Raw genomic sequence first — 26,473 nt, 5'->3', positions numbered from 1 at the left:
AGCGCGTCCATGAAGCAAGGGGACTCTCCCTTCCAGCTTCCTGGCACGGACGACCTCCGCGGCGTGACCTTCGAGGCCTTCGTCGGTAGCCAAGTCCGCCTACGCGCTCGGGTGTCCTACACGGACACCGATGGTGGCGTCATCCTGCCCGGTTACCGAGTGAGGGTCCGCGACTGGGTGGTCGTCCGGTGAGCGGGCCGGTCGTGGATCGGGTCCAACGACCGCCGCCTCGCGGTTCTCCGCCCCGACCTCCCCGAGCGCTGCGAAGGAGCGGCGATCGTCGGGAGGCTCTCTCTAGACGGGGGAGGTGCGGTACCGATCATCTCGCCTGACCAACTCCCAATCGAACCCCACAACTCAACCAACCAGACCGAAACAAAAAGGAGAGAGCAATGTCGAACACGCTCAACCAACTGAAGCGCGAGGAGGGGTTCACCCTCATCGAGCTCATGATCGTGATGGTCGTCCTGGGGATCCTTGCCGGCATCGTGATCTTCGCCGTCGACCCCTTCGAGACGGCCGCCACCAACGCGAAGGCCGGAGCAGATGCCGACATCTGCGCGACCGCTGCCGCCGCAGCGAAGGCCGGGGGAGGCACTGCCAACGACTACGTCGAGGGCAGCCCCTGCTAGAGCACCGGAGGACCCGTTGATGTAGTGCGCATGGAGCCCGGGACTGCGTCTCGGGCTCCACACGCGTTGCACGGGACCACGGTCAAGCGTCATCAACGCTGTGTCGCTTGCCGGCGACGAAGCCCTTCCGCCAGCTGTAGTCGCCTGACGCCACGACGAAGACCACGCCGACGAGACCGAGTGCAGCGCCGGCAACCCAACGGCCGTTCCCGGCGGACATCCCGCCGAGCCAGAGCGCGACGACGCCTACCCATGTGTCAGCCCTCGCCAGGCCTCTCTGCATGGCGAGCCGGACTCTCGAGAGCACACTCCGCATCGCGCCAGCCTCGCGCGAAGCGAGCCCGTCCTACCGCACGATCTCCATGCGTAGCCCCTCGTCGTCCCACTCGGGGTCCTCGGGGATGCGGGTCAGGGCCCGGGCCACCACTCGTCGGCAAGTCCAGAGGCAGGCGGCGGCGTCGAGCAGATGCCAGCGCTTGACGCCCGGCAGCTTGGCGTCGACGAGGCGCTCGATGCCCGGGATCTTGTTCTTCAGCACCCCATAGCGCTCGGTCATGCCGATGCGGTCGCGCTTGGGGTAGCGCATGGGCTGGTCGCCGTTGAGCTGGTAGAAGCTCATCTCTGGGTGGATCTCGAAGATGGTCCGCTGCCGGTAGGACGCCACCTCGGCGTCGACCTCGGCGATGCGGGGCAGCCTGCCCCACGTGACCGGGCTCAGCCGCCCGCACATGCGAGCCGCCTCCTTGTACGAGGACGCCGTCAGCGCCGGCCGGATGGGCGGGGTGAGGATGGCGCCGCTGCGAGGCCATCCGAGGAGGCGGCGGGCTTCACGGTCGCACGAGCGCCCACCGTCGACCGGTTCGGTGTGCAGGCCGATCGGCGCGTCGAGGGCGATGGCGCGAAACGGCGGCCGGTAGTCGAGGACCTCGGCGAGGGTCTCGAACACCTCCGGCTCGTTCGGGTACATCTGGATGCCCTGGAGCTTGGCGCTGGCCACCAGCCAGCCCCGCTTGAAGGGGATGACGCTGGCGAGGAGGTCGTAGGGGACCGGGGAGCCACCCCGGCCGCCCGGGCGGCCGGGACCACCCATCAGCGACGGCGGCGGAGGCTGCGGCGGCCGGCGCCCCCGTTGGAGGCGACGGCCAGCTCGGCCCCGGTGGTGGGGTCGTCGGCGGCGAGGTCGTCGTCATCGGTGGGCATGAGCCCACCCTGGTCGATGGGCGGCCCGCTCGCGTCGGCGCCTGCTGGCGCCATGGCCAGGGCCATGGACACGTGGCGGTGCAGCTCCTTCGGGTGGACGGTGTAGCCCAGCGCCGTCTCGATGTCGACGCTGCCGTCGTCCACCAGGTGGGCCAGCGACTCCTCGAGGGTCTGCATCCCCTCCGACTGGTGGGTGGAGACGATGTTGCGCAGCTGGCGGGTCTTGCCCTCGCGGATGAGGTTCTTCACCGCGTGGTTGGCCCGCATCACCTCGAAGGCGGCCACCAGGCCACCCCCGGCCTTGGGGAGCAGGCGCTGGTAGATCGCCGCGGCCAGGGTGGCCGAGAGCTGCACCTGGATCTGGTCGCGCCGCTCGGCCGGGAAGACGTCGACGATGCGGTCGAGGGCTTGGGCGGTGTCGTTGGTGTGCAAGGTGGCGAAGACCAGGTGCCCGGTCTCGGCCAGGCTCAGTGCTGCACTGATGCTCTCGGGGTCGCGCATCTCACCGAGAAGCAGCACGTCGGGATCCTCCCGCAGCGCAGCCCGGAGGGCGGTGGCGAAGGTGTCGGCGTCGGGGCCGATCTCGCGCTGGTTCACCGCGGAGAGCTTGTGCTCGTGGAGGTACTCGATCGGGTCCTCGATGGTGATGATGTGGCAGCGCCGGTTGGTGTTGATCCAGTCGATCATCGACGCCAGGGTCGTGGACTTGCCCGAGCCGGTGGGTCCGGTGATGAGCACCAGGCCCTGCGGGAGGCGGACCAGCTCGTCGGCGATGTCGGGCAGGCCCAGCTCCTCGAAGCCGGGGATCACCTGGGGGATGAGGCGCAGGGCGATGCCGAACGAGCCCCGGGCCCGGTAGACGTTGCCCCGGAAGCGGCCCTCGTCCTCGAAGTCGAAGGCGAAGTCGAGCTCCTTGTGGCGGTCGAGGTCGTCGTGCAGCGCCGGCGACAGCACCGCCTTCACCAGCTTCTCAAGCCCGGCAGATGTCAGCGGCTCGGCATCGGGGATGGGTCGGAGGGCGCCGTCGATGCGCACCAGCGGCGGGGTGCCGGGGCTGAGGTGCAGGTCGGTGCCGCCGTGGTCGCACGCGTAGCGCAGGTGCGGGGCGAGGGGCTTGGGGTCGGCAGAGAGCATGTGATCACCAGCTTTGGTCGTCGGTCAGGGCAGGCGGTTCGTCGCGTCCCAGCCGCGTCGCCCGCCGTTCGGTCGCGACGCAGCGCTCGTCGAGCAGGTCGATGATCTCGTCGATGCCCTCGACGGCGATCGGGACCGTCCCGGTGAGGTCGATGACCACGCCCTCACCGGCGTCGCCTTGCGTGTTGGGCAGGCGGATCACCAGGGGGGAGCGCACCCCCGGCGGTAGCTCCTCGGTGGTGAGGATGGCATCGAAGTCGCCCACGAGCGCGTGCAGATCCCGGGGATCGAGGTAGACCACCTCGTCCTGGCCCGCGGCGTCGAGCAGGTGCCGGAACGTGTCGCCCAGGACGTTGGGCTCCATGGCGACGAGGACTCGATAGCGATCTGGCACCTCCGAAGTGAAGCGCGGCGGGGGCGGCGGCCGATCCACCAAATCTGGGGATTCTCGAGTTCGTGGCACCGCACGCCCGTCCTCGGCAAGACTCCGACCCGATGGGTGCCGAGGCGGAGCCGGAGAACACCAGCATCCTCCTCGTCGAGGACCACGTCGTGCTGGCCGAGGCCATGGCCCTGGCCCTGCGCCTCCGGGGCTTCGGTCAGCTCGTAGCGCTGCCGGCGGACGAGCTGGACCACCAGTCGGTCCTGGCCGCCGCCGACCGTCACCAGCCGTCGGTGGTGCTGCTCGACCTCCACCTCGGGCACGACCGGTCGGGCATGCCGCTCATCGAGCCGCTCACGTCCCGGGGGGCGTCGGTGATGATCCTCACCGGCAGCCAGGACCACGCCCAGCTCGCTCGCTGCCTCGAGCTCGGCGCCAACGGGGTGTTCGACAAGTCGCGGCCCCTCGACGAGCTGGTGGACGCCCTCCACGCCGCCGCCACCGGCCAGACCGTGTTGACGCCCGAGGAGCGCAACGAGTACCTCTCCGAGCTGCGGCGTCAGCGGAACGAGAACGAGGCGCGCCTCGCCCCTTTCCGCGCCCTCACCGCCCGGGAGGAGGAGGTCCTCACGGCCGTTTGCGACGGGCTGTCGGCCGAGGCCATCGCCGAGGAGCAGTTCGTCTCCGTGGCGACGGTGCGCTCCCACATCAAGTCGGTCCTCAACAAGCTCGGCGTCAACAGCCAGCTCGCCGCGGTGGCGCTCGTCCGCCGCTCGGGCTGGGGCCGGACCAGGCGGGCCACTGACCGCGGCTGAGACGTGCCGGAAGCCGCCTGCCCGCCACGTGGTGGAGAAGACGGCGCGCATTCATCAATTCTGATGTCGATCACGTGGGGACGACCGACCACCCTGAGTGATCCCGAGGCCCACTCGCCCCACCTCCAGGAGTCGTCGATGATGACGCACGATCGTGAAGTCAGCCCGAGCGGTACCACTGCAGGTGAGCGCGACCCCTCGCCGACCGGTACCACCGCGGAGCGGCGACGCCTCGACCGCCGGGTCGTCGCGCGGTCAGAGGGGACCTCCTGCGCCGGGTTGGCGGTGCCGGAGGACGGGCCCCGGCCGGCGTGCGCCGTCGTGGTCGTCGACGATCACGCCGTGCTGGCCGACGCCATCGTCCGGGCGCTACGCCGGGAGGGCTTCGCCGCCGCCGCCGTGGACCCCTCGACCCCCGATGGGATCATGGAGGCGATCGCCGGTCTCGGGCCCACCCTTGCCCTCGTCGACCTCGACCTCGGGTTGTCGGAGATGAGCGGCTTCGACCTCATCGGCCCCCTCCGTGAGCAGGGCGTCGACGTGGTGGTGCTGTCGGCGTCGGATGACCAGCTCCTGAAGGCGGCCAGCATCGAGGAGGGCGCCCGCGGGCTCCTCTCCAAGGCGGTTGCCTTCGAGGAGCTGCTCGAGGGCGTGAAGCTCGCCGCTCGGGGGGAGCTCGTCCCCGACCCTCTGGTCGCCGACGAGCTGCGCCGGTTGCTGCGGGAGCACCGCCGGGAGCACGCGAGCCAGCTGGCGCCGTTCGAGCGGCTCAGCCCCCGAGAGCGCGTGGTGCTCGCGCTGCTCGTCGACGGCATGTCGGCCGAGACCATCGCCGAGGCGTCCTACGTCTCGATCGCGACCGTCCGCAGCCAGATCCGCGGCGTGCTCACCAAGTTGGGCGTGAGCTCACAGCTCAGCGCCGTCGCCGTGGTCAAGCGCTGCGGCTGGTCGGGCGACGAGCGCACCCCGATGGTGCGCTACTCGTCCACCCTGTCGCTCTGACCCTTCCCCGAACGGGAGAGATCAGGGCTCCGACCGCAGGATCATGAGCCCGGCACGGCGACCTTCGTCGCCGTCGTCAGCGGGCTCGGTGCCGTCGCCCTGGTGGCGAGCGACCAGCTCGTGCAGGCGCGACAGGGTGACCGTCTCGTCGACGAGCAGCTCGGCGGCGATCGCCTCGAGCAGGTCGGAGGCCCGGTGCACCAGGGCCCGGGCGGCGACCAGCGAGTCCTCGAGGAGGCCGTTGATCGCCTGCTCGACGTCGCTCGGGAGGCCCTCGGCGGCCTCGTAGCCGACGTGGGCGACCCCCTTCCGACCCATGGCGAAGCGGGTGACCATGTGGGTGGCGAGGGTCCGTGCCGAGGCGTAGTCCAGCGAGGCGCCGCTGGTGAAGTCGCCCTGGAGGAGGAGCTCCTCGCCGCTCCTCCCGCCCATCGCCACGATGAGCCCGGCCCGTGCCTGGGCCTGGCTGACCAGCTGGTCGTCGCTTGCGGTGAGCCAGGTGGTGCCGCCCGTCCCCCCGCGGGGGACGATGGTGACCTGCACGGGGTCGTCGGTGTCGGGCAGGAGCAGGGCGCACACGGCGTGACCGGCCTCGTGCCACGCCACGATCCGCCGGTCACGGTCGCTGACCACCACTGACGGTCGCTCCCGGCCGAGGACGGTGGTGGCGAGAGCGGCGTCGAGGTCCCGTCCGGTCACCACTTGGTGGCCGGCGCGCGTCGCCACCAGGGCGGCCTCGTTGACGAGGACGGCGAGGTCGGCGCCCGTCATCCCCGCTGTGCGGCGGCCGAGGTCGACGAAGTCGATGTCGTCGGCGAGCTTGTGGCGATCGGAGACGATCTCGAGGATCCGGGTGCGCCCCCGGCGGTCGGGTGGCGGCACCGGGATCGTCCGGTCGAACCGGCCGGGCCGCAGCAGCGCCGGGTCGAGGAGGTCGACCCGGTTGGTGGCGGCGAGGACGATCACGTTCGACGGCGTGAAGCCGTCCATCTCCACCAGGAGCTGGTTGAGGGTCCGCTCCCGCTCGTCGGTGTCACTGCCGCCCCGCGCGTTGCGCGACCTGCCCACGGCGTCGATCTCGTCGATGAAGACGATGGCGCGGTCGCGTCGCCGTGCCAGCTCGAAGAGGCGCCGCACCCGGGCTGCCCCCACACCGGCGAACGTCTCGACGAAGTCGGAGCCCGAGATGGCGAAGAACGGCACTCCCGCCTCGCCGGCGACCGCCCGGGCCAGCAGCGTCTTGCCCGTCCCCGGGGGGCCGGTGAGCAGGAACCCCCGTGGCGCTCGTGCGCCCGAAGCGGCGAAGCGCTCCGGGTGGTTGAGGTAGTCGCGGGCCTCGGCGAGCTCGGCGACCACCTCGTCGATCCCGCCGACGTCGGCGAACCGGGTGGTGGGGATCTCCGCCTCACGACCCCGCGAGAACGCGGCGGCACCGGAGCGCATGTGGCGCAGGTAGAGCAGGAGGATGGCGACGATGAGCATGAGGGGGAGGAACGACACGCCGAGGCGGACCAAGATCGACGTCTGGGGAGTGGGCTCGACCGTGACCTCGGCGCCCACGTCGATCAGCCGGCGCGAGAGCTCGGCGCCCAGCGTCGTCGGGTAGGCCGCCCGCTGACGGAGGCCGCTGTGGCGCTCGATGACGACGGTCCGGGCGACGTCGTCGATCCTCGCCGACGCCACGTGACCATCGTCGATCGCCCGGTCGATCTCGTTCAGGTTGACCTCGGCCGGCTGACCGGGCTCGGGGAACGCGATGAGGATCGCGACGCTGAGCACCGTCGCGACCCCCAGGGCGACGATGAAGCCGCCGCGGGCGCGGCCTCCGAAGTAGGTGCGGCGGATGGCGCGGTGGGTCCACTCGAAGGCAGGCACGGGCCTGGGAATCGTCACCTCTGCAGCACACCGCACCTGAAACGACGGCGCATCATCGATCTTGAGGAACGCCGTTTCATCAATGCTGCCGATGACCAAAATGGCTCACCGAGCACACCATGGCGGTGCAGGTCCGCAGTGGGCGGGCGATGCACAACTCAAGGAGTCGGTCCATGAAGCTGTTCGTGTTTCTCCAGTCCTACCTCATCGCCACCGTCGCTTCGCTCAAGAGCGAGGAGCGTGGCGCAACCATGGTTGAGTACGGCCTCATGGTCGCCCTCATCGCCGTCGTCTGCATCGCCGCCGTCACCCTCATCGGTACCAACTTGGCCGCCAAGTTCACCACGGTCGCCAACGCTGTCAACTAGTAGCGCACTCTCGGGGCCTTCGGATCCAGCTGATCCGAAGGCCTCGCCGAGTTCATGTCGACCTATCGGGGTGAGGAGGTGGTGAGCAGTGTGTGACGAGTCGCACGAGGAGTCGTCTGAAGCCGGGGCGACCATGGTTTCCATGACCGGTCCCCTTTCGGAGCGAGGTCGCGACGAGCGAGGAGCGGCGATGGTCGAGTTCGCCCTCGTGTTGCCGCTCCTCGTCCTCCTGGTCTTCGGGATCATCGAGTTCGGCCGGGCCTACAACGCCAAGGTCTCCCTCACCGGTGCGGTGCGGGAGGGGGCGCGGGTGCATGCCCTGGCCGATGGAGATCCCGTCGCAGTCACCCGTCAGGCGGCCCCCACCCTCAAGACTCAGGACATCGCCGTCACCACCTCGGCGAGCCCCTGCACCAGCGGGGAGCCGGCCACGGTGACGGCGAGCTATCCCTTCACCTACAGCATCCCGTTCTTCGGTGAGGGCACCATCACGATCCAAGAGTCAGGGGTCATGCGATGCGGAGGGTGAAGGACGAGCGAGGAGCGGCCGCCGTCTTCATGGCGTTCTTGCTTGTCGCCCTGATCGGCATGGCGGCCCTGGTCGTTGATGTCGGGGCCCTGTACCAGGAGCGGCGAGAGCTGCAGAACGGCACTGACGCCGCCGCCCTCGCCATCGCCGAGGAGTGCGCGCTCGGGCTCATCCCCTGTGTCTCGGGGGTGACCATCGACGGCATCGCCGCCGAATACGCCAGTGCCAACGCCGGTGATGGGATCTCCGACGCGGCGATCGATCTCGACGACTTCGACCCCACCGGTCGCGTGACGGTGATCGGCACCACACGGGACGGCGCCAGCGGTCAGCCCTTCCTGAGCCACCTCTTTGCTCCGATCCTCGGGATCGACAGCTCGACGGTGGAGGCGCGCTCGACCGTGATCTGGGGCGTGCCGACGAGCCTCCGCAGCATCCCGCTGATCATCGGGCAGTGCGAGTACGACATGTGGAAGCCCCCTGACCTTGACAGCGACGGCGATGCGACGACGATCTTCTTCCAAGGCGGCGATGGCGGAGGGAAGAACGAGGAGACGTCCGTCGCCGAGGAGGGCGGCGACACCTGCCCGTTGAGCTCCTCGGGGCAGGACCTCCCTGGCGGGTTCGGATGGCTCGACGATGCCGCCGGTTGCGAGTCCACCACGGTCCAGGGCTTTGACGCCTCGGTCCAGACCGGCGCCACGCCGAAGAGCTGCTCTGCCCTCGACCTCCAAGAGATGGTCGGCACCGTCATCGCCATCCCGATCTTCGAGAGCTTCTCAGGGACGGGGACCAACGCCACGTACCTGGTCAGCGGCTACTCAGGGTTCCGCTTGACGGGCTACCGACTCGACGGAGGGAACAATGCGTTCGCCTCCGACCCCCCACCTGATGCGTGCTCATCGCCCACCAAGAACTGCATCGTCGGCAGCTTCACGGGTGTGGTCGTGGACACACCCGGAGAGGTCTGCGGGTCGGGGGACGGCTGCCAGGACTTCGGTGCGACGCTCATCAGGTTGATCAAGTGAGAAGGGAAATGACATGAACAGACGGATCGCCGGAATCGCGGGGGCAGTGGTCCTCGCAATCATCGGGACCCTGGTGCTGGTGAGCTACGTGCAGTCGGCCCGCGACCAGGCGCTGTCCGACGAGGAGCTGGTGGAGGTGTGGGTGGTGCGGACATCGATCGCCGAGGGTGCGAGCGCGGCTGACATCGCCGGGTCCCTCGAGCGGCGTGAGGTGCCGGCCCGGCTGCGCGCCGAGGGCAGCGTCACCGAGCTCGACGCCATCGAGGGCCTGGTCACGCGCACCGATCTGGTGCCCGGTGAGCAGCTCCTGCGCAGCCGCTTCGTCACGCCCGTGGAGGCCCGCCGAGGTGACGTGCCCGAGGGCCTCCTCCAGGTGACGGTCGACCTGGCACCCCAGCGGGCGCTGGGCGGCCAGATCCGCCCCGGCGACACCGTGGGGGTGCTCATGTCGTTCTCCCCCTTTGATCTCGAGGGCACCCTGCTCGATGAGCAGGGTGGCACCGAGACGCAGACCGGCAAGACGGGCAACACCACCCACCTCGCCTTGCACCAGGTGCTGGTGACGTCGGTGCAGATCGGCCCCAACGCCGCCGGTGTGCCGGCGGTGGCCGGGGAGGACGACGCCGTCGTCAACGGCGCCTCCGTCGCCGTCGGGCGTGGCGTGGCGTCGGCACCGACGGAGAGCCTGCTGGTCACCCTCGCCCTCGACGCCCCCTCGGTCGAGCGGGTCGTCTTCGCCGCCGAGTTCGGCACCATCTGGCTCACCGCCGAGGGCGACGATGCCCTCGAGGAGGGCACCCGGGTCGTTGGCCGGGGCAACGTGTATGGGGGGGCCCAGTGAGCACGGTCGTCGTCCTCTCGCCGAGCCCGTGCGAGGCGCGCTTCGAAGAGGCGCTCGCGGGCGCGGCCACCGTGGTGCGCTGCTGGCAGGACGAGTTCCTCCACCTCGACCCGGCCAAGGTGGTCGAGGAGTGCGGCCGCGCCGGCGCGGCGGTGATCTGCCTCGGGCCCGACCTGCCCACCAAGGTGGCGCTGAGCATCGCCGACGCCTTCGACCGGGAGCGTCCCGACTGCGCCATCCTCCTCATGGCCAAGGAGAGCGCCGGGGTCTGGGCCGCCGCCCTGCGGGCGGGCGCCCGCGACGTGGTCGCCCCTGGCGTCTCGCGGCAGGAGCTCAGTGACGCCCTCGACGGCGTGTTGGCCGTCGCCGAGCGCCGCCAGGCCATCGTGGCCGAGGGGCAGCGCCGGGCAGCAGCCACCGAGGCGAGCCGGGTCATCGCCGTCGTCTCGCCGAAGGGCGGCTCCGGCAAGACCACCGTCTCCACCAACCTGGCCGTGGGGTTGGCCAAGCAGCAGCCGGGCTCCACCGCCCTGGTCGACCTCGACCTGCAGTTCGGCGACGTGGCCTCCGCCCTGCAGCTGAGCCCCGAGCAGACCGTGGCCGATGTGGCCCGGGCCCCGAGCGACTTCGACGCCACCATGCTGAAGGTCTTCCTCTCCGCGCACCACACCGGTCTCTTCGCGCTGTGCGCCCCGCTCACGCCGGCTGAGGCCGACGACGTCACCGCCGCCCACACCGCCCATGTGGTGGACCTGCTCCGCTCGGAGTTCGCCTACGTGGTGATCGACACCGCCGCAGGCATCGACGAGCACAGCATCGTGGCCGTCGAGGCGGCCACCGACCTCGTGCTGGTGGGGGCCATGGACGTCACCAGCGTGCGCAGCCTTCGAAAGGAGCTCGACGTGTTCGATCAATTGGGGCAGACCAGCCAGCGCCGCCACCTCGTCCTCAACCGCTCGGATGCCAAGGTGGGGATGGACGCGGCCGACATCGAGGCGGTGCTCGGCCTGCCGGTCGACGTCGCGGTGCCCAGCTCCCGACTGGCACCGATCTCGTCCAACGAGGGCACGCCGCTCCTCGAAGCGCCACCCAGGTCGCCGATCGCCCGGTCGCTCCTCGAGATCGTGGGTCGCTTCGCCGAGGCGGAGGAGCCCGACCCGGGCCTGGTCTCGGGGTTCCGACGCCTGCGAGGTGCGCGATGAGGCTGGGCGATCGGCTCAAGGAGGCCAACGGCCAGGGCGCGGGAGAGCTGCCCGTGGCGCCGGTGGCCGAGGACGCCCCAACCCTGGCGGCTCGGCGCCTCTCCTCGACCCCCGAGCCCGAGCGCACCGTCGTCGACCCCTTCGCCGTCCTCAAGCAGCGGGCGCACGAGGCGCTCTTCACCCGCCTGGGGATGCGGCTGTTCGACTCCTCCCTCAGCGAGGAGCAGCTGCGCTCCTACGTGGTGCAGGAGATCGGGCGCCTCATGGAGGAGGCCAACGCGCCGCTGTCGCCGGGAGAGCGCAAGCGGCTGGTGGCCGAGATCGGCGACGACGTGCTCGGCCACGGCCCCATCGAGCGGTTCCTCGCCGACGACGCCGTCACCGAGGTCATGGTCAACGCCACCGAGCGGATCTACGTGGAGCGCGACGGCCGCATCGAGCGGACCGAGTCGCGCTTCGTCTCCGAGGAGCACCTCCGCCGGGTGATCGAGCGCATCGTGAGCCAGGTCGGCCGGCGAATCGATGAGTCGTCGCCCATGGTCGACGCCCGTCTCGCCGATGGCTCCCGGGTCAACGCCGTCATCCCGCCCCTGGCCGTCGACGGGCCGGTGCTCACCATCCGCAAGTTCGCCCGCGAGCCGTTGCAGGTGGCCGACCTCATCGGCTTCGGCACCATCACCCCCGAGGTGGCCGGCCTGCTCGAGGCGTGCGTGGCCGGCAAGCTCAACGTCCTCGTCACCGGGGGCACGGGCACGGGCAAGACCACCATGTTGAACGTGCTCTCGTCGTTCATCCCCGAGAGCGAGCGGGTGGTGACCATCGAGGACGCGGTCGAGCTCCAGCTCCACCAGCACCACGTGATCCGTCTCGAGAGCCGACCCGCCAACATCGAGGGCCGAGGCGAGGTCGCCATCCGCGACCTGGTCCGCAACGCCTTGCGCATGAGGCCCGACCGCATCATCGTCGGCGAGGTCCGCGGTGGTGAGGCCCTCGACATGCTCCAGGCCATGAACACCGGCCACGAGGGGTCGCTGTCGACGGTGCACGCCAACTCGCCTCGCGACGCCCTCGCCCGCCTCGAGACCATGGTCCTGATGGCGGGGATGGACCTTCCGGCGCGGGCAATCCGTGAGCAGGTGGCCTCCGCCATCGACCTCATGGTCCAGATCACCAGGCTGCGCGACGGGAGCCGGCGGGTCACCGCCATCACCGAAGTCGACGGCATGGAGGGCGACATCATCACCCTCCAGGACCTGTTCAAGTTCGACTACGCCGCCGGCATCGGCCCCGACGGCCGCTTCCTCGGTGCGTGCGTCCCCACCGGGCTGCGCCCTCACTTCAGCGACCGCCTGGCCGACGTCGGCGTGGTGCTGCCGCCCGGGCTGTTCGGCGCCGTCGACGTCCTCGCCGAGCGCTCCGGAGGTCGGCGGTGAGGCGGGGGTGGGCGATCCTCGCGGCCATGGCCGTGCTCGCCTCGGGCGGCGCGGCCGCTGCCCAGGAGGGCACCGCGGTGGACCTCGACGTGGCCCAGCCCGATCTCAGCTCCCACCCGCGCGTCGCCACCGTGTTGACCGCGCCGGCCGAGCTCGGCGGCGCCGACGTTCAACCGAGCTCGGTGACGGTGGTCGAGGACGGCGACGAGCGACCCGTCGAGCTGCTCCGACTCCCCGGAGACCGCCTCGAGGTGGTGCTGGTCGTCGACACCTCCGGAAGCATGCGGGGGGCACCGTTCGTCGCCGCCCAGGCCGCCGCCGCCGCCTTCGTCGACCGCCTCCCCGAGGATGCCAGCGTGGGCCTCGTCTCCTTCGGGTCCACCCCGGTGGTGGCGAGCCCTCTCACGGACGACCACACCCTCGTCATCGCCGCCATCGGGAGCTTGCAGGCGGCGGGGGAGACCGCCCTCTACGACGGGGTCGCGCTCGCCGTGGGCCAGCTCTCCGACGAGGCCGACCGGCGCCGCTCCGTCGTGGTCCTCTCCGATGGTGGCGACACGGCCAGTGCCGGCACGCTCGAGGCGGCGGTCGCTGCCGTCGCCGTCGGCGAGGCCCGGCTCGACGTGGTGGAGCTGGTGACGACCGAGAGCGACCCGGCCACCCTCGGCCAGCTGGCCGCTGCGGGCGGCGGCGGTGTCGCCTCGGCCGACGACCCCTCGGGGCTCGACGGCCTCTTCGACCGCATCGCCGCGTCCCTCGCCAACGAGTACGACCTCACCTGGCGCTCGTCTTCCGAGGGCCCCACGCCGGTCGTCGTCCGTCTCGAGCAGGGCGGGGTCGTTGCCGAGCGGCTGCTCACCCTCGACTACCCGACTGCTGTCGCGCCGGTCACCACCACCCCCGCTGTCGCCGCGCCGGCCCCAGGCCTCCAGTCGGGCTCGGAGCCCCGGGCCACCACCTGGATGCTCGCCGCCGGCGCCCTGTGCGTGGGCCTGGCCTTGCTCCTCCTCGGCCTGGCGCTCTTCGTTCCCCGGGCGCAGCGACGCCGTCGAGCGCGCCTCGGCCCGAGCTCGGTGGCTGCGTCGACTGGCGCCGCCACCACCAGCCTCGGTGAGCTCTCCGGGCGTGCGACCGCGGCGGTGGAGGGCGCGCTCGACCGTCACGGCCACCGGCGAGGCCTCGACGCCAAGCTCGAGCAGGCCGGCGTGGCCCTGCGGGCGGGCGAGTACGTGGTCCTCGCCGGCTCGGCGGTCGTGGTCGCCGGCGCTGTCGGCTTGCTCCTCTCGGGGTCGGCGCTCGGTGTCCTCCTCGCGCTGCTCGTCGGTGGCGCCTCTCGCGCGATCCTCTCGGTGCTCGCTCGTCGCCGCCGGGCGAGGTTCGCCGAGCAGCTGGGCGACACCCTCCAGCTCCTTGCCGGGAGCCTGCGGGCCGGCTACGGGCTGCTGCAGGCCATCGACGCCCTCGGCCGAGAGGCACCTGAGCCCACCAACAGCGAGTTCCGCCGCCTCGTGGTCGAGACGCGCCTCGGTCGCGACCTCTCCGAGTCGCTGGCCGCCATGGCCGAGCGGCTCGGCACGGAAGACTTCGCCTGGGTCGTGCAGGCCATCGACATCAACCGGGAGGTCGGCGGCGACCTGGCCGAGGTGCTCGACAACGTGGGAGAGACCATCCGCGAGCGCAACCAGGTGCAGCGCCAGGTGAAGGCCCTCACCGCCGAGGGCAGGATGTCGGCCTACGTGCTCATCGCCCTCCCCTTCGTCCTCGCCGTGGCACTCCAGCTCATGAACCCCGAGTACTTCCGCCTCCTCACCTTCGGGCCCGGCCTCGTGATGTCGATGGTGGGCGTGGTGATGCTCGGCATCGGAGCACTGTGGTTCCGCGTCCTGTGCCGGCTGGACTACTGAGGAGCAACGCCATGTCATTCGTCCTCCTTCTCGGCGCCGTGGCCGTCGTCGCCGCCTTCCCCCTCCTGTGGTGGGCCGTGTCGGGCGCCAGCTCGTCCTCGGCGGTGGCCCGCAACCTCACCGCCGGAGCTTCCTCCTTCACCGACTACCGCAGCGCCGTGCTGGCCCGCTCGGCAAAGGAGCGGGCCGTGGGCCCGGCGGTGGAACGGCTGGCCGACCGGGCCCGCCGGCTCACGCCCAACGGCATGGTCGAGAACCTCGAGCGGCGCATCCTGCTCGCCGGCGTGCCCGAAGGATGGCCGTTGGAGCGGGTGCTGGCGGCCAAGGTCGTCGGCGGTGCCGCTGCTGCGGGCCTGGTGGTCCTGTGGTTCCTCGACGCGCCCGGCCCCGGCCGTGTCGTGCTCGGTCTGGGCGGCGTGGCGTTCGGCTACCTGCTGGCCGACATCCTCCTCTACAACGCCGCCACCAAGCGCCAGCAGGCGATCCAACGCGAGCTGGCCGACACCATCGACCAGATGCTGATCAGCGTCGAGGCCGGGCTCGGCTTCGACGCCGCCATGGTCCGCGCCGGCCGCTCGGGTGACGGCCCGCTGCACACCGAGCTGGCCCGCACCATGCAGGACGTGCAGGCCGGCTTGGCCCGCAGCGACGCGCTGCAGGGGCTGGTGGCGCGCACGGAGGTCGACGACCTCCGCCACTTCGTCCTCGCAGTGATCCAGGCCGACCGCTACGGGGTAGCGATCTCCAAGGTGCTGCGAGTGCAGGCGGCCGAGATGCGGGTGAAGCGCAGGCAGCGGGCCGAGGAGGCGGCCATGAAGCTGCCCGTGAAGATCCTCTTCCCCATGGTGCTGTTCATCCTCCCGGTCATCTTCATCGTCCTCCTCGGCCCCGCCGCCATCCGGATCTTCGGGGCGCTCGGGTGAGCGCCGTGGTGCTGGCCGATGACGGGACGGGTGGCGCCGTCGGTCGCACGGCGGAGCGCACCCTGGCCGAGCTGCAGCAGGTGGAGCTGGAGATCCCCCGACTCACGCCCTTCGCCACCGGCTTCTGCCCGCTCGACCAGGTGCTGAACGGGGGCATCCGTGCCGGTGACCTGATGGTGGTGGGCGGCAAGCCCGGACTGGGGAAGACCGTCGCTGCCCTGCAGTGGGCCCGGCACATGGCCCTCACCGGCCACACCGCCATCGTGGCCTGCTACGAGCACGACGAGGTCACCCTCCTCACGCGGTTGCTGGCGTGCGAGCTGGGTGATCTGTTGGCGGCGTCGGGCGGCGCCGATGGCCCCCACCTCGACTCGCTCCGCGGCGAGCTGCGCGACGTCGCCTCGGGAACCCGCAAGATCCGTGACGTCCTCGACGCCAACCCCCTGCTGCTCCAGGCCGAGGAGCGCCTCGCCACCTACGCCGACCGCCTGGTGCTGATGCGGGCGTCGGGCACCCGCACCGACATCGAGGCCCTGGGCGAGATCCTCGACCGCCACGCCGGCGAGCGCACCGCACTCTTCGTCGACTACCTCCAGAAGGTGCCGGTGGTGCCAGAACCGGCCCTCGAAGCGGAGCGGGTGAAGCGGGTGGCCGAAGGGCTCAAGGAGCTGGCGCTGGCACGGCGCGTGGCCGTCATCGCCGTGGCGGCCGCCGACCAGGTCGGGCTCGAGGCCCGCCGGTTGCGGCTCCGGCACATGCGGGGATCCACGGCGCTGGCCTACGAGTCGGACGCTGCGGTGATCCTCAACGACAAGATCGCGGTGGTGTCGAAGGCCCACCTGGCCTACGACACGACGAGGGCACCGGAGTTCCGCCGCCACGTGGTCTTCAGTGTCGAGAAGAACCGGGACGGCCCGGCCGACGTCGAGCTCGAGTTCAAGAAGGACTTCGGCAACTATCGGTTCGATCCTGCCGGGGGCTGGGTGGCAGAGCGACTCTGGGAGGAGGGCTCCCTCGAGGAGTGAGGCGGCGCGTACCGATGATCGCCATCACAACTGGGGTGAGCAACGCCTGCGTGTAGCGTCGCTGCCGTGCGGATCGGTGTGCTGGCGTCCGGTAGTGGGACGATCCTGGAGGCCATGCTCGACGGGGGGCTGCCCATCGAGGTGGTCGTCGTCGACCGGCCCTGTCGGGCCACCGAGGTGGCCGCCCTGGCCCGGGTGCCCGCCGTGCTGGTGGAGCGCTCGTCGTTCGGCGTCGACTTCGACCGCGTGGCCTACACCGAGCACGTCGTCGACGTCCTGCGCGACCACGACGTCGAGCTGGTGGTGATGGCCGGTTTCGGCACCATCCTGGACAAGCCCATCCACGACGCCTACGCCGGGCGCATCACCAACACCCACCCGTCGCTGCTGCCGGCCTTCCCCGGCTGGCACGCGGTGGAGGCGGCGTTGGAGGCCGGGGTGAAGGTCACCGGCTGCACCGTGCACCTCGCCACCATCGAGGTCGACTCCGGGCCGATCCTCGCCCAGGAGGCGGTGCCCGTCCTGCCCGGCGACGACGTCGACCGGCTCCACCAGCGCATCAAAGAGGTGGAGCGACGCCTCTACCCGGCCACCATCCGCCAGATCGTCGAAGGGACCACCACGTGAGAGCCCTCCTGTCCGTGTCCGACAAGACCGGCCTGGCAGACCTGGCCCGCGGCCTGGTCGACGCCGGCTTCGACCTCATCTCCAGCGGCGGCACGGCCCGGGCGCTGGCTGAGGCGGGCGTGCCCGTCGCCGAGGTGGCCGACGTCACCGGATTCCCCGAGATGCCCGGCGGCCTGGTCAAGACCCTCCACCCCCGGGTGCACGGTGGGATCCTCGCTGACACCGACGACGACGATCAGGTGGCCTACCTGGAGGAGCAGGGCATCGAGCCCATCGACCTGGTGGTCGTCAACCTCTACCCCTTCTCGTCGGACCCGTCGGTGCCGCTGATCGACATCGGCGGGCCCACCATGGTGCGCGCCGCGGCCAAGAACCACGCCCGGGTGGGCGTGGTGGTCGACCCCGCCGACTACGACTCGGTGCTCGACGAGCTGCGGGGTGGCGGCGGGAACCTCACCGCCGAGACCCGCCGCCGCCTGGCTCGCAAGGCCTTCGCCCACACCGCCGCCTACGACGCCGCCATCGTGTCGTGGCTCGACGACAGCGACGAGGCAACCGAGGCCGAGGCCCGCATCCTGCCCGCCACCCTCCACCTGGCCCTCGAGCGGGTGCAGGACCTCCGCTACGGCGAGAACCCCCACCAGGTGGGCGCCCGCTACCGCGCCGTGGGCACCACCAGCTGGTGGGACGGCGTGATCCAGCACGCCGGCCTTGCCCTGTCGTACCTCAACCTCTACGACGCCGACGCCGCCTGGGCGCTGGTGCACGATCTCGGCGACGAGCCGGCCGTCGCCATCATCAAGCACGCCAACCCCTGCGGCGTGGCCGTCGCCCCCGACCTCGCTTCCGCCTACCAGCGGGCCTACGAGTGCGACGAGCGTTCGGCCTTCGGCGGCATCGTCGCCCTCAACCGCCCCGTCGACGACGACACGGTCGAGGCCATGGTCGCCGCCGCCCAGGCCGACGTGGTGATCGCCCCGGGCTACGCGGGCGGGGTGATCGAGCGCCTGCAGGCCAAGCGCAAGAACACCCGCATCCTCGAGGCCGGCGCGCCCGAGGGCGAGGCCCGACAGCTGCGCCAGATCAACGGCGGGTTCCTGGTGCAGGACGCCCACCACTTCGCGGCGGTCCGCGACGACTGGCAGGTGGTCACCAAGGTGTCGCCCACCGACGGCGAGTGGCGCGACGCCGAGCTGGCGTGGCGGCTCTGCGGCCACGTGAAGTCCAACGCCATCGTGCTGGTCAAGAACCGCCAGGCCGTGGGCATCGGCGCCGGCCAGCAGAACCGGGTGGAGTCGGGCCTCATCGCCGCCGCCAAGGCCAATGGCCGGGCCGCGGGTGGGGCGTGCGCTTCCGACGCCTTCTACCCCTTCCCCGACGGCATCGAGGCCGCCGCCGACGCCGGCGTGGCGGTCATCGTCCAGCCGGGCGGGGCCATGAACGACGAGAAGAACATCGCCCGGGCCGACGAGCTCAACGTGGCCATGGTCTTCACCGGCGAGCGCCACTTCCTGCACTGACCCCGGTGGTCGGCACGGACACCGCCGGCACCGTTACGTTGTCTCAGCTTCCGGCGCGGTTTCGCCGTCCGGCTCGGGAGGCGAAGCGGTCGAGGGCCTCGAGCACCTCCGGTGCGCGCCACATCTGGTTGCGCTTCTTGTCGGTGAACTCGACGACGACGCCGGCATCCTCGAGGGGTCGAAGGGCTCGATAGGCGTTGTTCGGGGCGATGCCGGTCGCGTCAGCGATGAGCGCGGCGTTCACGACGGGGTGGCGTAGGAGAAGGTCGGCGACCCGCCACGCCACTGCGTCCCGGCGGGCCTTCACCCTGTCTTGCCAGCCTTGGCGGATGCTGTGGAGGTCTTCGATGAGGACTCGCCCGTTGGCGGTCGCGGTGAGTGCTGCTGCCGCGAAGGATTCGACGATCGGGCCGGGGTCGCCCCCCCGGTACTGGGTGAGTGCTGCGAAGTAGGCGTCGACGTCGGTGAGCAGTCCCGCCGAGACGGGCACGGTCACGTGCCGGGTGAGGCCCTTGTTCCGCAGATGTGCGTGCACCAGTGCCCGCCCGGTGCGTCCGTTGCCGTCGGGGAACGGGTGGATGGTCTCGAACTGGGCGTGCGCGATCGCCGCGTGCGACACCGTCGGGATGTCGTCGCGGTCGATGAACGCGACGAGGTCGGCGATCGCCGCTGGCACCCGGTGGTGCAAAGGTGGGACGAAGACCGCTCGGTGCGGTCCGAGGTCACCGCCACCGATCCACACCTGCTGGTCTCGCCAGCGTCCGGCGATGTCGGGGTCGCGGTGTTCGAGGAGCGCTTCGTGCATTGCCAGGATGGCGTCGCCGTCGATGCGGTCGGCGAGATCGATGGCTGCGGTCATGGCCCGCTGGTTGGCGACCACCATCGAGGCGTTGTGCCCGTTGGGCCCCGACAGCTCCGCCTCGGCGATGGCCCGGGCCGAGGCGGTGAGGTTCTCGATCTTGGATGATGCCGCTGACTCGGAACGGAGCAGGACGGCGGCGAACGGCGCGATCTCGTGGCCGACTTCGGTGTCGAAGCGGGCGATCTCCACGGCGGCATCGTCGGCGGCGGCGGCGATCTCGGGATCCAAGGCCACCCTCTGGTCGGCGATCTCTGGGATGACGGACGCCTCATAGGGTCCGCGATGACGTCGCAGCTGGGTCCGGGACGCTGGCACGCTGTCGTCGCGCTCCCAGGGCAGCTGTTCGTAGGTGAGCGCCGGCCATGACGCCGGTGTCCCTCGATCCGACACTCCGCACCTCCTGTAGTATCACTTCATCCTATATGTGATACTACTGCGTCAGGTTGTTCTCACTTCGCACTCGGTCACCCGGCCCGCGCCGTTGCCCACGCCAGCAGCACGACCCCCAGTCCGAAGGCCACCAGCGCGTCGGTGGGCAGCGCCAGCGGCCCGTGCGAGCCGCTCCCGGCCAAGGCGATGCGCAGCATCCCGGCGACCGAGGCCACGGCACCGGCCGTCACCATCCACCTGCGCGCCCCGCCACCTGCGCGGGTGCCTCGCGGGCCGAGCCGGTCGGGGTCGTCGAGCCGTGCGAACGCCGCCACCAGGGCTGCCAGCACCACGGCGCACATCGCCAGCCAGGGGAGGCGCAGCAGCCACCACCGCCCGCTCCCGATGGCCTCGACCGGGAACACGCCGGTGCCGTGCAGGGCGACGGCGGCGACCACCGCGGCAGCCATGTGCCACAGGAAGAGGGTGAGGACCATCGACTGCACCCTCGCCACCGCCGCCCACCGCCGGGGCCGCCGCAGCCACCAGCCGAGCCGGTGGTGGGCGGCGAGGAGCAGGCCGGCCTGGGTGACGGCGAGGGCCAGCAGGGCCAGGGTGGGCGGCTCGGTGTTCTGCAGGTCGCCACCCGGCACCGCCACCATGCTCACCGGGTAGGGGCCGAGCACGGTCAGGCCGACCAGGGCCACGCCACCCGCGCCCGCCACCGCCAGCCCGGCCCGCACACCGGCCTGCAGCCGGCCGCCTTGCCAGGCCACGCCGAGCTGGTGGACAACCAGCCAGCCCACTAGGTAGCTGCCCTCGGCCATCCAGGGGTCGTCGAGGGTCATCCTCGCCACGTCGCCGAGGCCCACCACCAGGGCCCCGGCGGCCGGCACCAGCAGGCCCCATCGGCGGGACGCGGCCACCGACGCCGGGGTGAGCGCCACCATCGCCAGGTAGGCGGCCAGGAACCACAGCGGCACGGTGGCCACCCACGCCCCGGTGCCCAGCAGATCGGCGTCGACCCCCGCCGCCCGCCCGAGGGCGACGGCCACCACGAGCACGCCCAGCGGCGCCGACGCCGGCACCAGGAGGCGCCGGTAGCGGCGCAGCACCCAGCCGGCGAGGTCGCCGCCGAGCTGGCGGTGGCGCGCCAGCGAGGTGGCGTTGACCACGCCGCCGACCAAGAAGAACAGCGGCATCACCTGGAACAGCCACGTGAGCGGGTGGGTCCAGCCGAGCCGCCCGAGGGCGTTGACGCCGTCGAGGGTGCCCTCGGTCTCGGTCACGGCGATGAGCATCCAGTGGCCAAGTACGACCGCCCAGATGGCCACGGCGCGCACCAGGTCCAGCGCGCGATCCCGGGTCGGCTCCATGGCCAGACAGGTCTACCCCGCCGACCCGGGCCGAGCCCGCCGCGCCCGCGCGCAACCTCACCTTCGGGGCGCTGATCCTCGGGGTGGTCCAGCTCCTGCGCTGACCGCGCCGCCGCGGCGCGAGACTGACGGGGCACGCGCAGGGCGACCACGAGCGAGAGGGCCAAGCGTTGACCGACGAGCCGATCTGGATGCCGGGGGCCCCCGTGGCCGAGGCGGTCCTCGCCGACGTCGACGCCCGGGTGGCGGCCCTGCGCGAGCGGGGCGTCGCCGTCGGGCTCGGCACGATCGTGGTGGGCGACGACCCCGCCAGCCACTCGTACGTGGCCAAGAAGCACACCACCTCCGAGGCCCACGGCATCACCTCGCACCACCAGTCGCTGCCGTCCGACGCCTCGCAGGCCCAGGTGATCGAGGCGGTGCAGCGCTTCAACGACGACGACGCCGTCACCGCCTACCTCGTGCAGCTCCCCCTGCCCAAGGGGCTCGACGAGGGGCCGGTGCTCGAGGCCATCGACCCCGCCAAGGACGCCGACGGCCTCCACCCCACCAACCTCGGCAAGCTGGCCCTCGGCATGGACTGCCCGGTGGCGTGCACGCCCGCAGGCATCAAGGCGCTGCTGGCCCACTACGACGTGCCGGTGAGCGGCCGCCACGTGGTGATCGTGGGCCGCGGGCCGACCCTCGGCCGCCCGCTGTCGATGCTGCTCTCGGCCAAGGCTGCGGGGGCCAACGCCGCGGTCACCATGGTCCACACCGGGGTGGCCGACATCGCCCACCACACCCGCCAGGCCGACATCGTCATCGGCGCCGCCGGTGTGCCCTCCTCGATCACCGCCGACATGGTGCGGCCCGGCGCCGCGGTGATCAGCGGCGGCATCACCTGGGAGGGCAAGCGCCTGCTGCCCGACGTCGACGAGTCCGTCGCCGAGGTCGCCGGCTGGATCACCCCCCGCCTCGGCGGGGTGGGGCCCACCACGGTGGCCATGTTGCTGTCCAACACCGTGGCGGCGGCCGAGCGGAGGGTAGGGCGATGAGCGGGTTGCGCACCGTGCTGTGGGCCGACCGGGAGACCGGCGGCCTCGACCGCTGCGTCCTGACCGACGAGGGCGAGCGGGGCGCCCGGCTGTCGGGCACCGCCCTGGTCACCTACGAGGCCGTGCCCTACGAGGTGCGCTACACGGTGATGGTCGACGCCACCTGGCAGACCCGCTCGCTCGGCGTCCACGTGCAGGGCGGTCCGGGCGACGACGCCCGCCTGGCGCTGATGGCCGACGAGGAGGGGCGCTGGACCGTCGGGCGCGAGCCCTACGAGGAGCTCGCGGGCTGCATCGACGCCGACCTCGGCGTCACCCCTGCCACCAACACGATCCCCATCCGCCGCCTCGGCCTGGCGGTGGGGGAGTCAGCCGACATCTCAGTGGTGTCGATCCGGTTCCCCGACCTGGCCATCGCCGTGGAGGAGCAGCGCTACGAGCGTAAGGCCCCCGACCTCTACCGCTACTCGTCGGGACCCTTCGACGCCGAGCTGGTCGTCGACAGCAACGGACTGGTGCTCGACTACGAGGACCTCTGGCACGCCGTGGCCAGCGCCTAAGTTCGGCCGACCGACCCGACCGGGGTTGGGCGCTCCCGCGACCACCTACGCTGCCGTGCCCATGGCGCGCATAGGAGAGCTGCTGGCGCAGGGGCCCACCCTGTCGTTCGAGTTCGGCCCGCCGCGCACCGAGGAGGCCGCCGCCCGCCTCGAGCGCGTCCTCGTCGAGCTCGAGGTCCTTCGACCCTCGTTCGTGTCGGTCACCTACGGGGCGCTGGGCACCACCCGTGACACCACCCGCCAGATCGTGGAGCACATCGCCGCCGACACCTCGATGACCCCGATGCCCCACCTCACCTGCGTGGCCCACCGCCGCCAGGACATCATCGACATCGTCACCGGCTACCGGGACGCCGGCCTCGAGAACATCCTCGCCCTCGGTGGCGACCTCCCGGTCGAGGGCGGCGACCAGCTGGCTTCGGACTTCCTCTACGCCTCCGAGCTGATCGATCTGGTGCACGAGCTCGGCGACTTCTCGGTGGGCGTCGCCGCCTTCCCCGAGGGCCATCCCCGATCGCCCGACATCGCCACCGACCGCCGCCACCTCGCGCACAAGCTCCGCCATGCGGACTTCGGGATCACCCAGTTCTTCTTCGACGCCACCGACTACTTCCGCATGGTCGACGAGCTGGCCGCCCTCGACGTGCACACCCCGGTGATCCCCGGCGTGATCTCGTTCGTCAACGTGGAGGCCCTGCGGCGCATGGCTCGCCTCAACGGCGCCGCCATCCCGGCCGAGGTCGAGGCCCGCCTCGACGCCGTCGACGGCGACCCAACGGCGGTGCGGGAGCTGGCGGTCGAGCTGGCCACCGAGCTGTGCCAGGAGCTCCTCGACGGCGGCGCCCCCGGCCTGCACCTCTACACCCTCAACTTTGCCAGGGGCACCAAGGACATCTGCGCCAACCTGGGGCTGCGTCCGGGGAGCGGGGCTGCCACCAGTCGGTAGCATCGCCCGTCATGGCCGAGAAGATCACCCTCACCGACGGCGTCCTGTCCGTCCCCGACAACCCCATCATCCCCTTCATCGAGGGCGACGGCACCGGGGTCGACATCTGGCCGGCCGCCAAGCTGGTCCTCGACGCCGCAGCCGCCAAGCACGGCAAGACGATCGAGTGGAAGGAGGTCCTCGCCGGCCAGAAGGCCTTCGACGAGACCGGCGACTGGCTCCCCGAAGAGACCGTCACCACCTTCCGCGACTACCTCATCGGCATCAAGGGCCCCCTCACCACCCCCATCGGTGGAGGCTTCCGCAGCCTCAACGTTGCCCTGCGCCAGATCCTCGACCTCTACGTGTGCCTGCGCCCCGTGCGCTGGTTCACCGGCGTGCCCTCGCCGGTCAAGCACCCCGAGCTGGTCGACATGGTGATCTTCCGGGAGAACACCGAGGACATCTACGCCGGCCTCGAGGTCGAGTCCGGCTCCAAGGAGGCCGCCCGCCTCATGGAGCTGCTCAAGGAGGAGTTCGGCTGGGAGATCAAGCCCGACTCGGGCATCGGCATCAAGCCCATCTCCAAGTCCGGCTCGCAGCGCCTCCAGCGCGCCGCCCTCCAGTACGCCGTCGACCGCGGTCGCAAGAACGTGCACTTCGTGCACAAGGGCAACATCATGAAGTTCACCGAGGGCGCCTTCAACAACTGGGGCTACGAGCTCGTGCGCGAGGAGTTCTCCGACGTGGCCGTCGGTTGGGACGACTGCGGCGGCAAGCCCGGCGACAAGATCCTCGTCCAGGACGCCATCGCCGACATCGCCCTCCAGCAGGTCCTCACCCGGCCCGCCGAGTTCGACGTGATCGCCACCATGAACCTCAACGGCGACTACCTCTCCGATGCCCTCGCCGCCCAGGTCGGCGGCATCGGCATCGCCCCCGGTGGCAACGCCAACTACGTCACCGGCCACGGCATCTTCGAGGCCACCCACGGCACCGCCCCCAAGTACGCCGGCCAGGACAAGGTCAACCCCGGCTCGGTGCTGCTCTCCGGCGTGCTCATGTTCGAGCACCTCGGCTGGAAGGAGGCCGCCGACGACATCGTGGCCGCCCTCGAGGCCACCATCGCCGACAAGATCGTCACCTACGACTTCGCCCGCATGATGGACGACGCCATCGAGGTCAAGACCTCGGAGTTCGCCTCCGCCATCGTCGACCGGCTGTAGCACCCGAGGCGACGAGCGCGTCTCGCTGACGGTAGGGTCAGTGGCAACAGACCATCGTTTTCTCGAAGGGGTAGCCATGCTGGTACGGGACAAGATCTATGTGGACGGGGCCTGGGTGGCGTCCGCCGGCTCGGGCACGATCGAGGTGGTGAACTCCACGACCGAAGAGGTCATGGGGACGATCCCCGAGGGCACCGCCGACGACGTCGACAAGGCCGTCAAGGCTGCCAAGGCCGCCTTCCCCGCCTGGGCCGCCACCTCGGTCGAGGAGCGGGCCAAGTACCTCACCCGCATCAACGAGGGCCTCGCCGCCAAGATGGACGAGATCGCCACCCTGGTGTCCCAGGAGGTCGGCATGCCCAAGAGCCTCAGCCTGCTGATCCAGGCGGGGCTGCCCATGATGAGCTTCGCCAACAACGCCCAGATCGCCGAGAGCTACGCGTTCGAGGAGACGGTCGGCAACAGCCTGATCGTCAAGGAGCCCGTCGGGGTCGTCGGGGCCATCACCCCCTGGAACTACCCGCTGCACCAGATCGCCGCCAAGGTCGCCCCGGCGCTGGCCGCCGGCTGCACGGTGGTCCTCAAGCCCTCCGAGGTCGCGCCGCTCAACGCCTTCGTGCTGGCCGACGTCATCGCCGACATCGGCCTCCCGGCCGGCGTGTTCAACCTCGTCACCGGCACCGGCCCGGTGGTGGGCGAGGCCATCGCCGCCCACCCCGACGTCGACATGGTGTCGTTCACCGGCTCCACCCGCGCCGGCAAGCGCGTCACCGAGGTCGCCGCCCAGACCGTCAAGCGCGTGGCGCTCGAGCTCGGCGGCAAGTCGGCCAACGTCATCCTCGACGACGCCGACCTCGAGAAGGCCGTGACCGACGGTGTCGGCAAGTGCTTCCTCAACTCGGGCCAGACCTGCTCGGCGCTCACCCGCATGGTGGTGCCCCGCTCCAAGCTGTCCGAGGTCGAGGACATCGCCGTCCGCGCCGCCGAGACCTACAAGGCCGGCGACCCCTTCGCCGAGGACACCCGCCTCGGTCCCCTCGTCTCCGCCGCCCAGCGCGAGCGGGTCCGTGACTACATCACCAAGGGCCAGGACGAGGGCGCCACGCTCCTCACCGGCGGCATCGAGGCCCCTGAGGGCCTCGACAAGGGCTTCTTCGTGCGGCCCACCGTCTTCAGCGGCGTCACCAGCGACATGACCATCGCCCAGGAGGAGATCTTCGGTCCCGTCCTGGCGATCCTCCCCTACGACACCGAGGAAGAGGCCATCGCCATCGCAAACGACAGCATCTACGGCCTCGCCGGCGGTGTCTGGTCGGGCGACAAGGAGCGGGCCACCAAGGTCGCCCGCCAGATGCGCACCGGCCAGGTCGAGGTCAACGGGGGCAGCTTCAACCCCATGGCCCCCTTCGGTGGCTACAAGCAGTCGGGCAAGGGCCGCGAGCTCGGCACCTTCGGCCTCGACGAGTTCCTCGAGATCAAGAGCCTCCAGCTCTAGACCTCGCCAGCAGCCTCCGGGCCACCATCGTCAGCCGCCCGGTGGACGCCAGCTGCTCTTCGTCTCGCGTGCCCGGTCGACCTGCTCGGGCGTGAGCAGCACGGTCGTGGACACGGCCATGCGGCCCGAGGAGGAGAACTGCATGGCCAGCCCCGCAGCCGTCTCCTGGTCGGGGACATCAAC

At 71.1% G+C, this 26,473-nt stretch carries 27 protein-coding genes; 20 read left to right on the top strand and 7 right to left on the bottom strand.

The features are described 5' to 3' along the window. Window positions 1-192 (top strand): hypothetical protein (locus VMN58_07580; GenBank protein ID HUF33052.1); only part of this gene is annotated, 192 nt, incomplete at its 5' end. Between the two features lie 200 nt (window positions 193-392). Next, a complete protein-coding gene (locus VMN58_07575) occupies window positions 393-632 on the top strand; it encodes a type II secretion system protein (GenBank protein HUF33051.1) in 240 nt (79 codons plus the stop codon). Between the two features lie 82 nt (window positions 633-714). Here VMN58_07575 and VMN58_07570 read toward each other — a convergent pair whose 3' ends face one another. The 4 genes from VMN58_07570 to VMN58_07555 are packed head-to-tail and all read right to left on the bottom strand — an operon-like array spanning window position 715 to window position 3,330. Then, entirely contained in the window at window positions 715-948 is a 234-nt protein-coding gene (locus tag VMN58_07570) for a hypothetical protein (protein HUF33050.1), read from the bottom strand. Between the two features lie 30 nt (window positions 949-978). Then, entirely contained in the window at window positions 979-1,722 is a 744-nt protein-coding gene (locus tag VMN58_07565; protein ID HUF33049.1) for a DUF429 domain-containing protein, read from the bottom strand. After that, window positions 1,722-2,966: a type IV pilus twitching motility protein PilT gene (locus tag VMN58_07560; protein ID HUF33048.1), complete on the bottom strand. Its 1,245-nt coding sequence runs from the start codon at window positions 2,964-2,966 to the stop codon at window positions 1,722-1,724. Before VMN58_07560 ends, VMN58_07565 begins: the two co-directional genes overlap by 1 nt. 4 nt (window positions 2,967-2,970) lie before the next feature. Then, window positions 2,971-3,330 (bottom strand): hypothetical protein, encoded by a 360-nt coding sequence (locus VMN58_07555; GenBank protein ID HUF33047.1) that lies wholly within the window; start codon window positions 3,328-3,330, stop codon window positions 2,971-2,973. A 131-nt stretch (window positions 3,331-3,461) separates the two neighbouring features. Between VMN58_07555 and VMN58_07550 the strand changes: the two genes are divergently transcribed. Further along, window positions 3,462-4,163, top strand: coding sequence for a response regulator transcription factor (locus VMN58_07550; GenBank protein ID HUF33046.1), 702 nt, complete (start codon window positions 3,462-3,464; stop codon window positions 4,161-4,163). A gap of 141 nt (window positions 4,164-4,304) precedes the next feature. After that, window positions 4,305-5,165: a response regulator transcription factor gene (locus tag VMN58_07545; GenBank protein ID HUF33045.1), complete on the top strand. Its 861-nt coding sequence runs from the start codon at window positions 4,305-4,307 to the stop codon at window positions 5,163-5,165. Between the two features lie 21 nt (window positions 5,166-5,186). Here the strand turns inward: VMN58_07545 and VMN58_07540 are convergent, their stop codons facing one another. After that, window positions 5,187-7,040, bottom strand: a complete 1,854-nt coding sequence (locus tag VMN58_07540) for an AAA family ATPase (protein ID HUF33044.1) — start codon at window positions 7,038-7,040, stop codon at window positions 5,187-5,189. A gap of 173 nt (window positions 7,041-7,213) precedes the next feature. On the opposite strand from VMN58_07540, the gene VMN58_07535 reads away from it, so the two are divergent. The 11 genes from VMN58_07535 to purH all read left to right on the top strand — a co-directional run bounded on the left by VMN58_07535 (window position 7,214) and on the right by purH (window position 18,440). Beyond that, a complete protein-coding gene (locus tag VMN58_07535; GenBank protein HUF33043.1) occupies window positions 7,214-7,408 on the top strand; it encodes a Flp family type IVb pilin in 195 nt (64 codons plus the stop codon). Between the two features lie 142 nt (window positions 7,409-7,550). Then, entirely contained in the window at window positions 7,551-7,937 is a 387-nt protein-coding gene (locus VMN58_07530) for a TadE/TadG family type IV pilus assembly protein (protein HUF33042.1), read from the top strand. Further along, window positions 7,925-8,965 carry a Tad domain-containing protein gene (locus VMN58_07525; protein ID HUF33041.1) on the top strand — a complete coding sequence of 347 codons (1,041 nt, stop codon included), beginning with the start codon at window positions 7,925-7,927 and terminating at the stop codon, window positions 8,963-8,965. The genes VMN58_07530 and VMN58_07525 overlap by 13 nt, the downstream gene beginning before the upstream one ends. A 13-nt stretch (window positions 8,966-8,978) precedes the next feature. Continuing rightward, window positions 8,979-9,806: an SAF domain-containing protein gene (locus tag VMN58_07520; protein HUF33040.1), complete on the top strand. Its 828-nt coding sequence runs from the start codon at window positions 8,979-8,981 to the stop codon at window positions 9,804-9,806. Beyond that, window positions 9,803-11,008 (top strand): AAA family ATPase, encoded by a 1,206-nt coding sequence (locus VMN58_07515; GenBank protein HUF33039.1) that lies wholly within the window; start codon window positions 9,803-9,805, stop codon window positions 11,006-11,008. Before VMN58_07520 ends, VMN58_07515 begins: the two co-directional genes overlap by 4 nt. Continuing rightward, window positions 11,005-12,441, top strand: coding sequence for a CpaF family protein (locus VMN58_07510; GenBank protein HUF33038.1), 1,437 nt, complete (start codon window positions 11,005-11,007; stop codon window positions 12,439-12,441). The genes VMN58_07515 and VMN58_07510 overlap by 4 nt, the downstream gene beginning before the upstream one ends. Before the next feature lie 26 nt (window positions 12,442-12,467). Then, complete coding sequence (locus VMN58_07505; protein HUF33037.1) at window positions 12,468-14,345, top strand: type II secretion system F family protein; 1,878 nt, start codon at window positions 12,468-12,470, stop codon at window positions 14,343-14,345. An 11-nt stretch (window positions 14,346-14,356) separates the two neighbouring features. Then, window positions 14,357-15,268 (top strand): type II secretion system F family protein, encoded by a 912-nt coding sequence (locus VMN58_07500; GenBank protein ID HUF33036.1) that lies wholly within the window; start codon window positions 14,357-14,359, stop codon window positions 15,266-15,268. Beyond that, entirely contained in the window at window positions 15,265-16,293 is a 1,029-nt protein-coding gene (locus VMN58_07495) for a DnaB-like helicase C-terminal domain-containing protein (GenBank protein HUF33035.1), read from the top strand. Before VMN58_07500 ends, VMN58_07495 begins: the two co-directional genes overlap by 4 nt. Before the next feature lie 66 nt (window positions 16,294-16,359). Further along, window positions 16,360-16,920 carry a phosphoribosylglycinamide formyltransferase gene (gene purN, locus VMN58_07490; protein ID HUF33034.1) on the top strand — a complete coding sequence of 187 codons (561 nt, stop codon included), beginning with the start codon at window positions 16,360-16,362 and terminating at the stop codon, window positions 16,918-16,920. Beyond that, window positions 16,917-18,440: a bifunctional phosphoribosylaminoimidazolecarboxamide formyltransferase/IMP cyclohydrolase gene (purH, locus tag VMN58_07485; GenBank protein ID HUF33033.1), complete on the top strand. Its 1,524-nt coding sequence runs from the start codon at window positions 16,917-16,919 to the stop codon at window positions 18,438-18,440. Before purN ends, purH begins: the two co-directional genes overlap by 4 nt. Before the next feature lie 43 nt (window positions 18,441-18,483). On the opposite strand, the gene VMN58_07480 is transcribed toward purH, so the two are convergent. Together VMN58_07480 and VMN58_07475 are read right to left on the bottom strand one after the other, a co-directional pair. Next, a complete protein-coding gene (locus VMN58_07480; protein ID HUF33032.1) occupies window positions 18,484-19,530 on the bottom strand; it encodes a Fic family protein in 1,047 nt (348 codons plus the stop codon). A 236-nt stretch (window positions 19,531-19,766) separates the two neighbouring features. Next, window positions 19,767-21,047, bottom strand: a complete 1,281-nt coding sequence (locus tag VMN58_07475) for an acyltransferase (protein HUF33031.1) — start codon at window positions 21,045-21,047, stop codon at window positions 19,767-19,769. Between the two features lie 170 nt (window positions 21,048-21,217). Between VMN58_07475 and VMN58_07470 the strand changes: the two genes are divergently transcribed. From VMN58_07470 to VMN58_07450, 5 genes are all read left to right on the top strand, one after another. Beyond that, window positions 21,218-22,084 (top strand): tetrahydrofolate dehydrogenase/cyclohydrolase catalytic domain-containing protein, encoded by an 867-nt coding sequence (locus VMN58_07470; GenBank protein HUF33030.1) that lies wholly within the window; start codon window positions 21,218-21,220, stop codon window positions 22,082-22,084. After that, window positions 22,081-22,644, top strand: coding sequence for a putative glycolipid-binding domain-containing protein (locus tag VMN58_07465; protein ID HUF33029.1), 564 nt, complete (start codon window positions 22,081-22,083; stop codon window positions 22,642-22,644). Before VMN58_07470 ends, VMN58_07465 begins: the two co-directional genes overlap by 4 nt. Before the next feature lie 61 nt (window positions 22,645-22,705). Beyond that, window positions 22,706-23,590: a methylenetetrahydrofolate reductase gene (locus tag VMN58_07460; protein ID HUF33028.1), complete on the top strand. Its 885-nt coding sequence runs from the start codon at window positions 22,706-22,708 to the stop codon at window positions 23,588-23,590. 11 nt (window positions 23,591-23,601) lie between these two features. Next, on the top strand, window positions 23,602-24,795 hold the full coding sequence (gene icd / locus VMN58_07455; GenBank protein ID HUF33027.1) for an NADP-dependent isocitrate dehydrogenase: 1,194 nt from the start codon (window positions 23,602-23,604) through the stop codon (window positions 24,793-24,795). A gap of 76 nt (window positions 24,796-24,871) precedes the next feature. Next, on the top strand, window positions 24,872-26,290 hold the full coding sequence (locus VMN58_07450; protein HUF33026.1) for an aldehyde dehydrogenase family protein: 1,419 nt from the start codon (window positions 24,872-24,874) through the stop codon (window positions 26,288-26,290). The last annotated feature ends 183 nt before the right edge of the window (window positions 26,291-26,473 follow it).

The sequence above is a fragment of the Acidimicrobiales bacterium genome (assembly GCA_035512495.1).
In the GTDB taxonomy this organism is placed as follows: Bacteria; Actinomycetota; Acidimicrobiia; order Acidimicrobiales; family CADCSY01; genus DATKDW01.
This window is presented reverse-complemented; position numbering and strand designations above follow the sequence as displayed.

What these genes read in the sequence shown, in the direction of transcription:
- VMN58_07575 (HUF33051.1), top strand. Translation starts at nt 393, where the DNA reads ATGTCGAACACGCTCAACCAACTGAAGCGCGAGGAGGGGTTCACCCTC.
- VMN58_07570 (HUF33050.1), bottom strand. Translation starts at nt 948, where the DNA reads ATGCGGAGTGTGCTCTCGAGAGTCCGGCTCGCCATGCAGAGAGGCCTG.
- VMN58_07565 (HUF33049.1), bottom strand. Translation starts at nt 1,722, where the DNA reads ATGGGTGGTCCCGGCCGCCCGGGCGGCCGGGGTGGCTCCCCGGTCCCC.
- VMN58_07560 (HUF33048.1), bottom strand. Translation starts at nt 2,966, where the DNA reads ATGCTCTCTGCCGACCCCAAGCCCCTCGCCCCGCACCTGCGCTACGCG.
- VMN58_07555 (HUF33047.1), bottom strand. Translation starts at nt 3,330, where the DNA reads ATGGAGCCCAACGTCCTGGGCGACACGTTCCGGCACCTGCTCGACGCC.
- VMN58_07550 (HUF33046.1), top strand. Translation starts at nt 3,462, where the DNA reads ATGGGTGCCGAGGCGGAGCCGGAGAACACCAGCATCCTCCTCGTCGAG.
- VMN58_07545 (HUF33045.1), top strand. Translation starts at nt 4,305, where the DNA reads ATGACGCACGATCGTGAAGTCAGCCCGAGCGGTACCACTGCAGGTGAG.
- VMN58_07535 (HUF33043.1), top strand. Translation starts at nt 7,214, where the DNA reads ATGAAGCTGTTCGTGTTTCTCCAGTCCTACCTCATCGCCACCGTCGCT.
- VMN58_07530 (HUF33042.1), top strand. Translation starts at nt 7,551, where the DNA reads ATGACCGGTCCCCTTTCGGAGCGAGGTCGCGACGAGCGAGGAGCGGCG.
- VMN58_07525 (HUF33041.1), top strand. Translation starts at nt 7,925, where the DNA reads ATGCGGAGGGTGAAGGACGAGCGAGGAGCGGCCGCCGTCTTCATGGCG.
- VMN58_07520 (HUF33040.1), top strand. Translation starts at nt 8,979, where the DNA reads ATGAACAGACGGATCGCCGGAATCGCGGGGGCAGTGGTCCTCGCAATC.
- VMN58_07510 (HUF33038.1), top strand. Translation starts at nt 11,005, where the DNA reads ATGAGGCTGGGCGATCGGCTCAAGGAGGCCAACGGCCAGGGCGCGGGA.
- VMN58_07505 (HUF33037.1), top strand. Translation starts at nt 12,468, where the DNA reads ATGGCCGTGCTCGCCTCGGGCGGCGCGGCCGCTGCCCAGGAGGGCACC.
- VMN58_07500 (HUF33036.1), top strand. Translation starts at nt 14,357, where the DNA reads ATGTCATTCGTCCTCCTTCTCGGCGCCGTGGCCGTCGTCGCCGCCTTC.
- VMN58_07475 (HUF33031.1), bottom strand. Translation starts at nt 21,047, where the DNA reads ATGGAGCCGACCCGGGATCGCGCGCTGGACCTGGTGCGCGCCGTGGCC.
- VMN58_07465 (HUF33029.1), top strand. Translation starts at nt 22,081, where the DNA reads ATGAGCGGGTTGCGCACCGTGCTGTGGGCCGACCGGGAGACCGGCGGC.
- VMN58_07460 (HUF33028.1), top strand. Translation starts at nt 22,706, where the DNA reads ATGGCGCGCATAGGAGAGCTGCTGGCGCAGGGGCCCACCCTGTCGTTC.
- icd (HUF33027.1), top strand. Translation starts at nt 23,602, where the DNA reads ATGGCCGAGAAGATCACCCTCACCGACGGCGTCCTGTCCGTCCCCGAC.
- VMN58_07450 (HUF33026.1), top strand. Translation starts at nt 24,872, where the DNA reads ATGCTGGTACGGGACAAGATCTATGTGGACGGGGCCTGGGTGGCGTCC.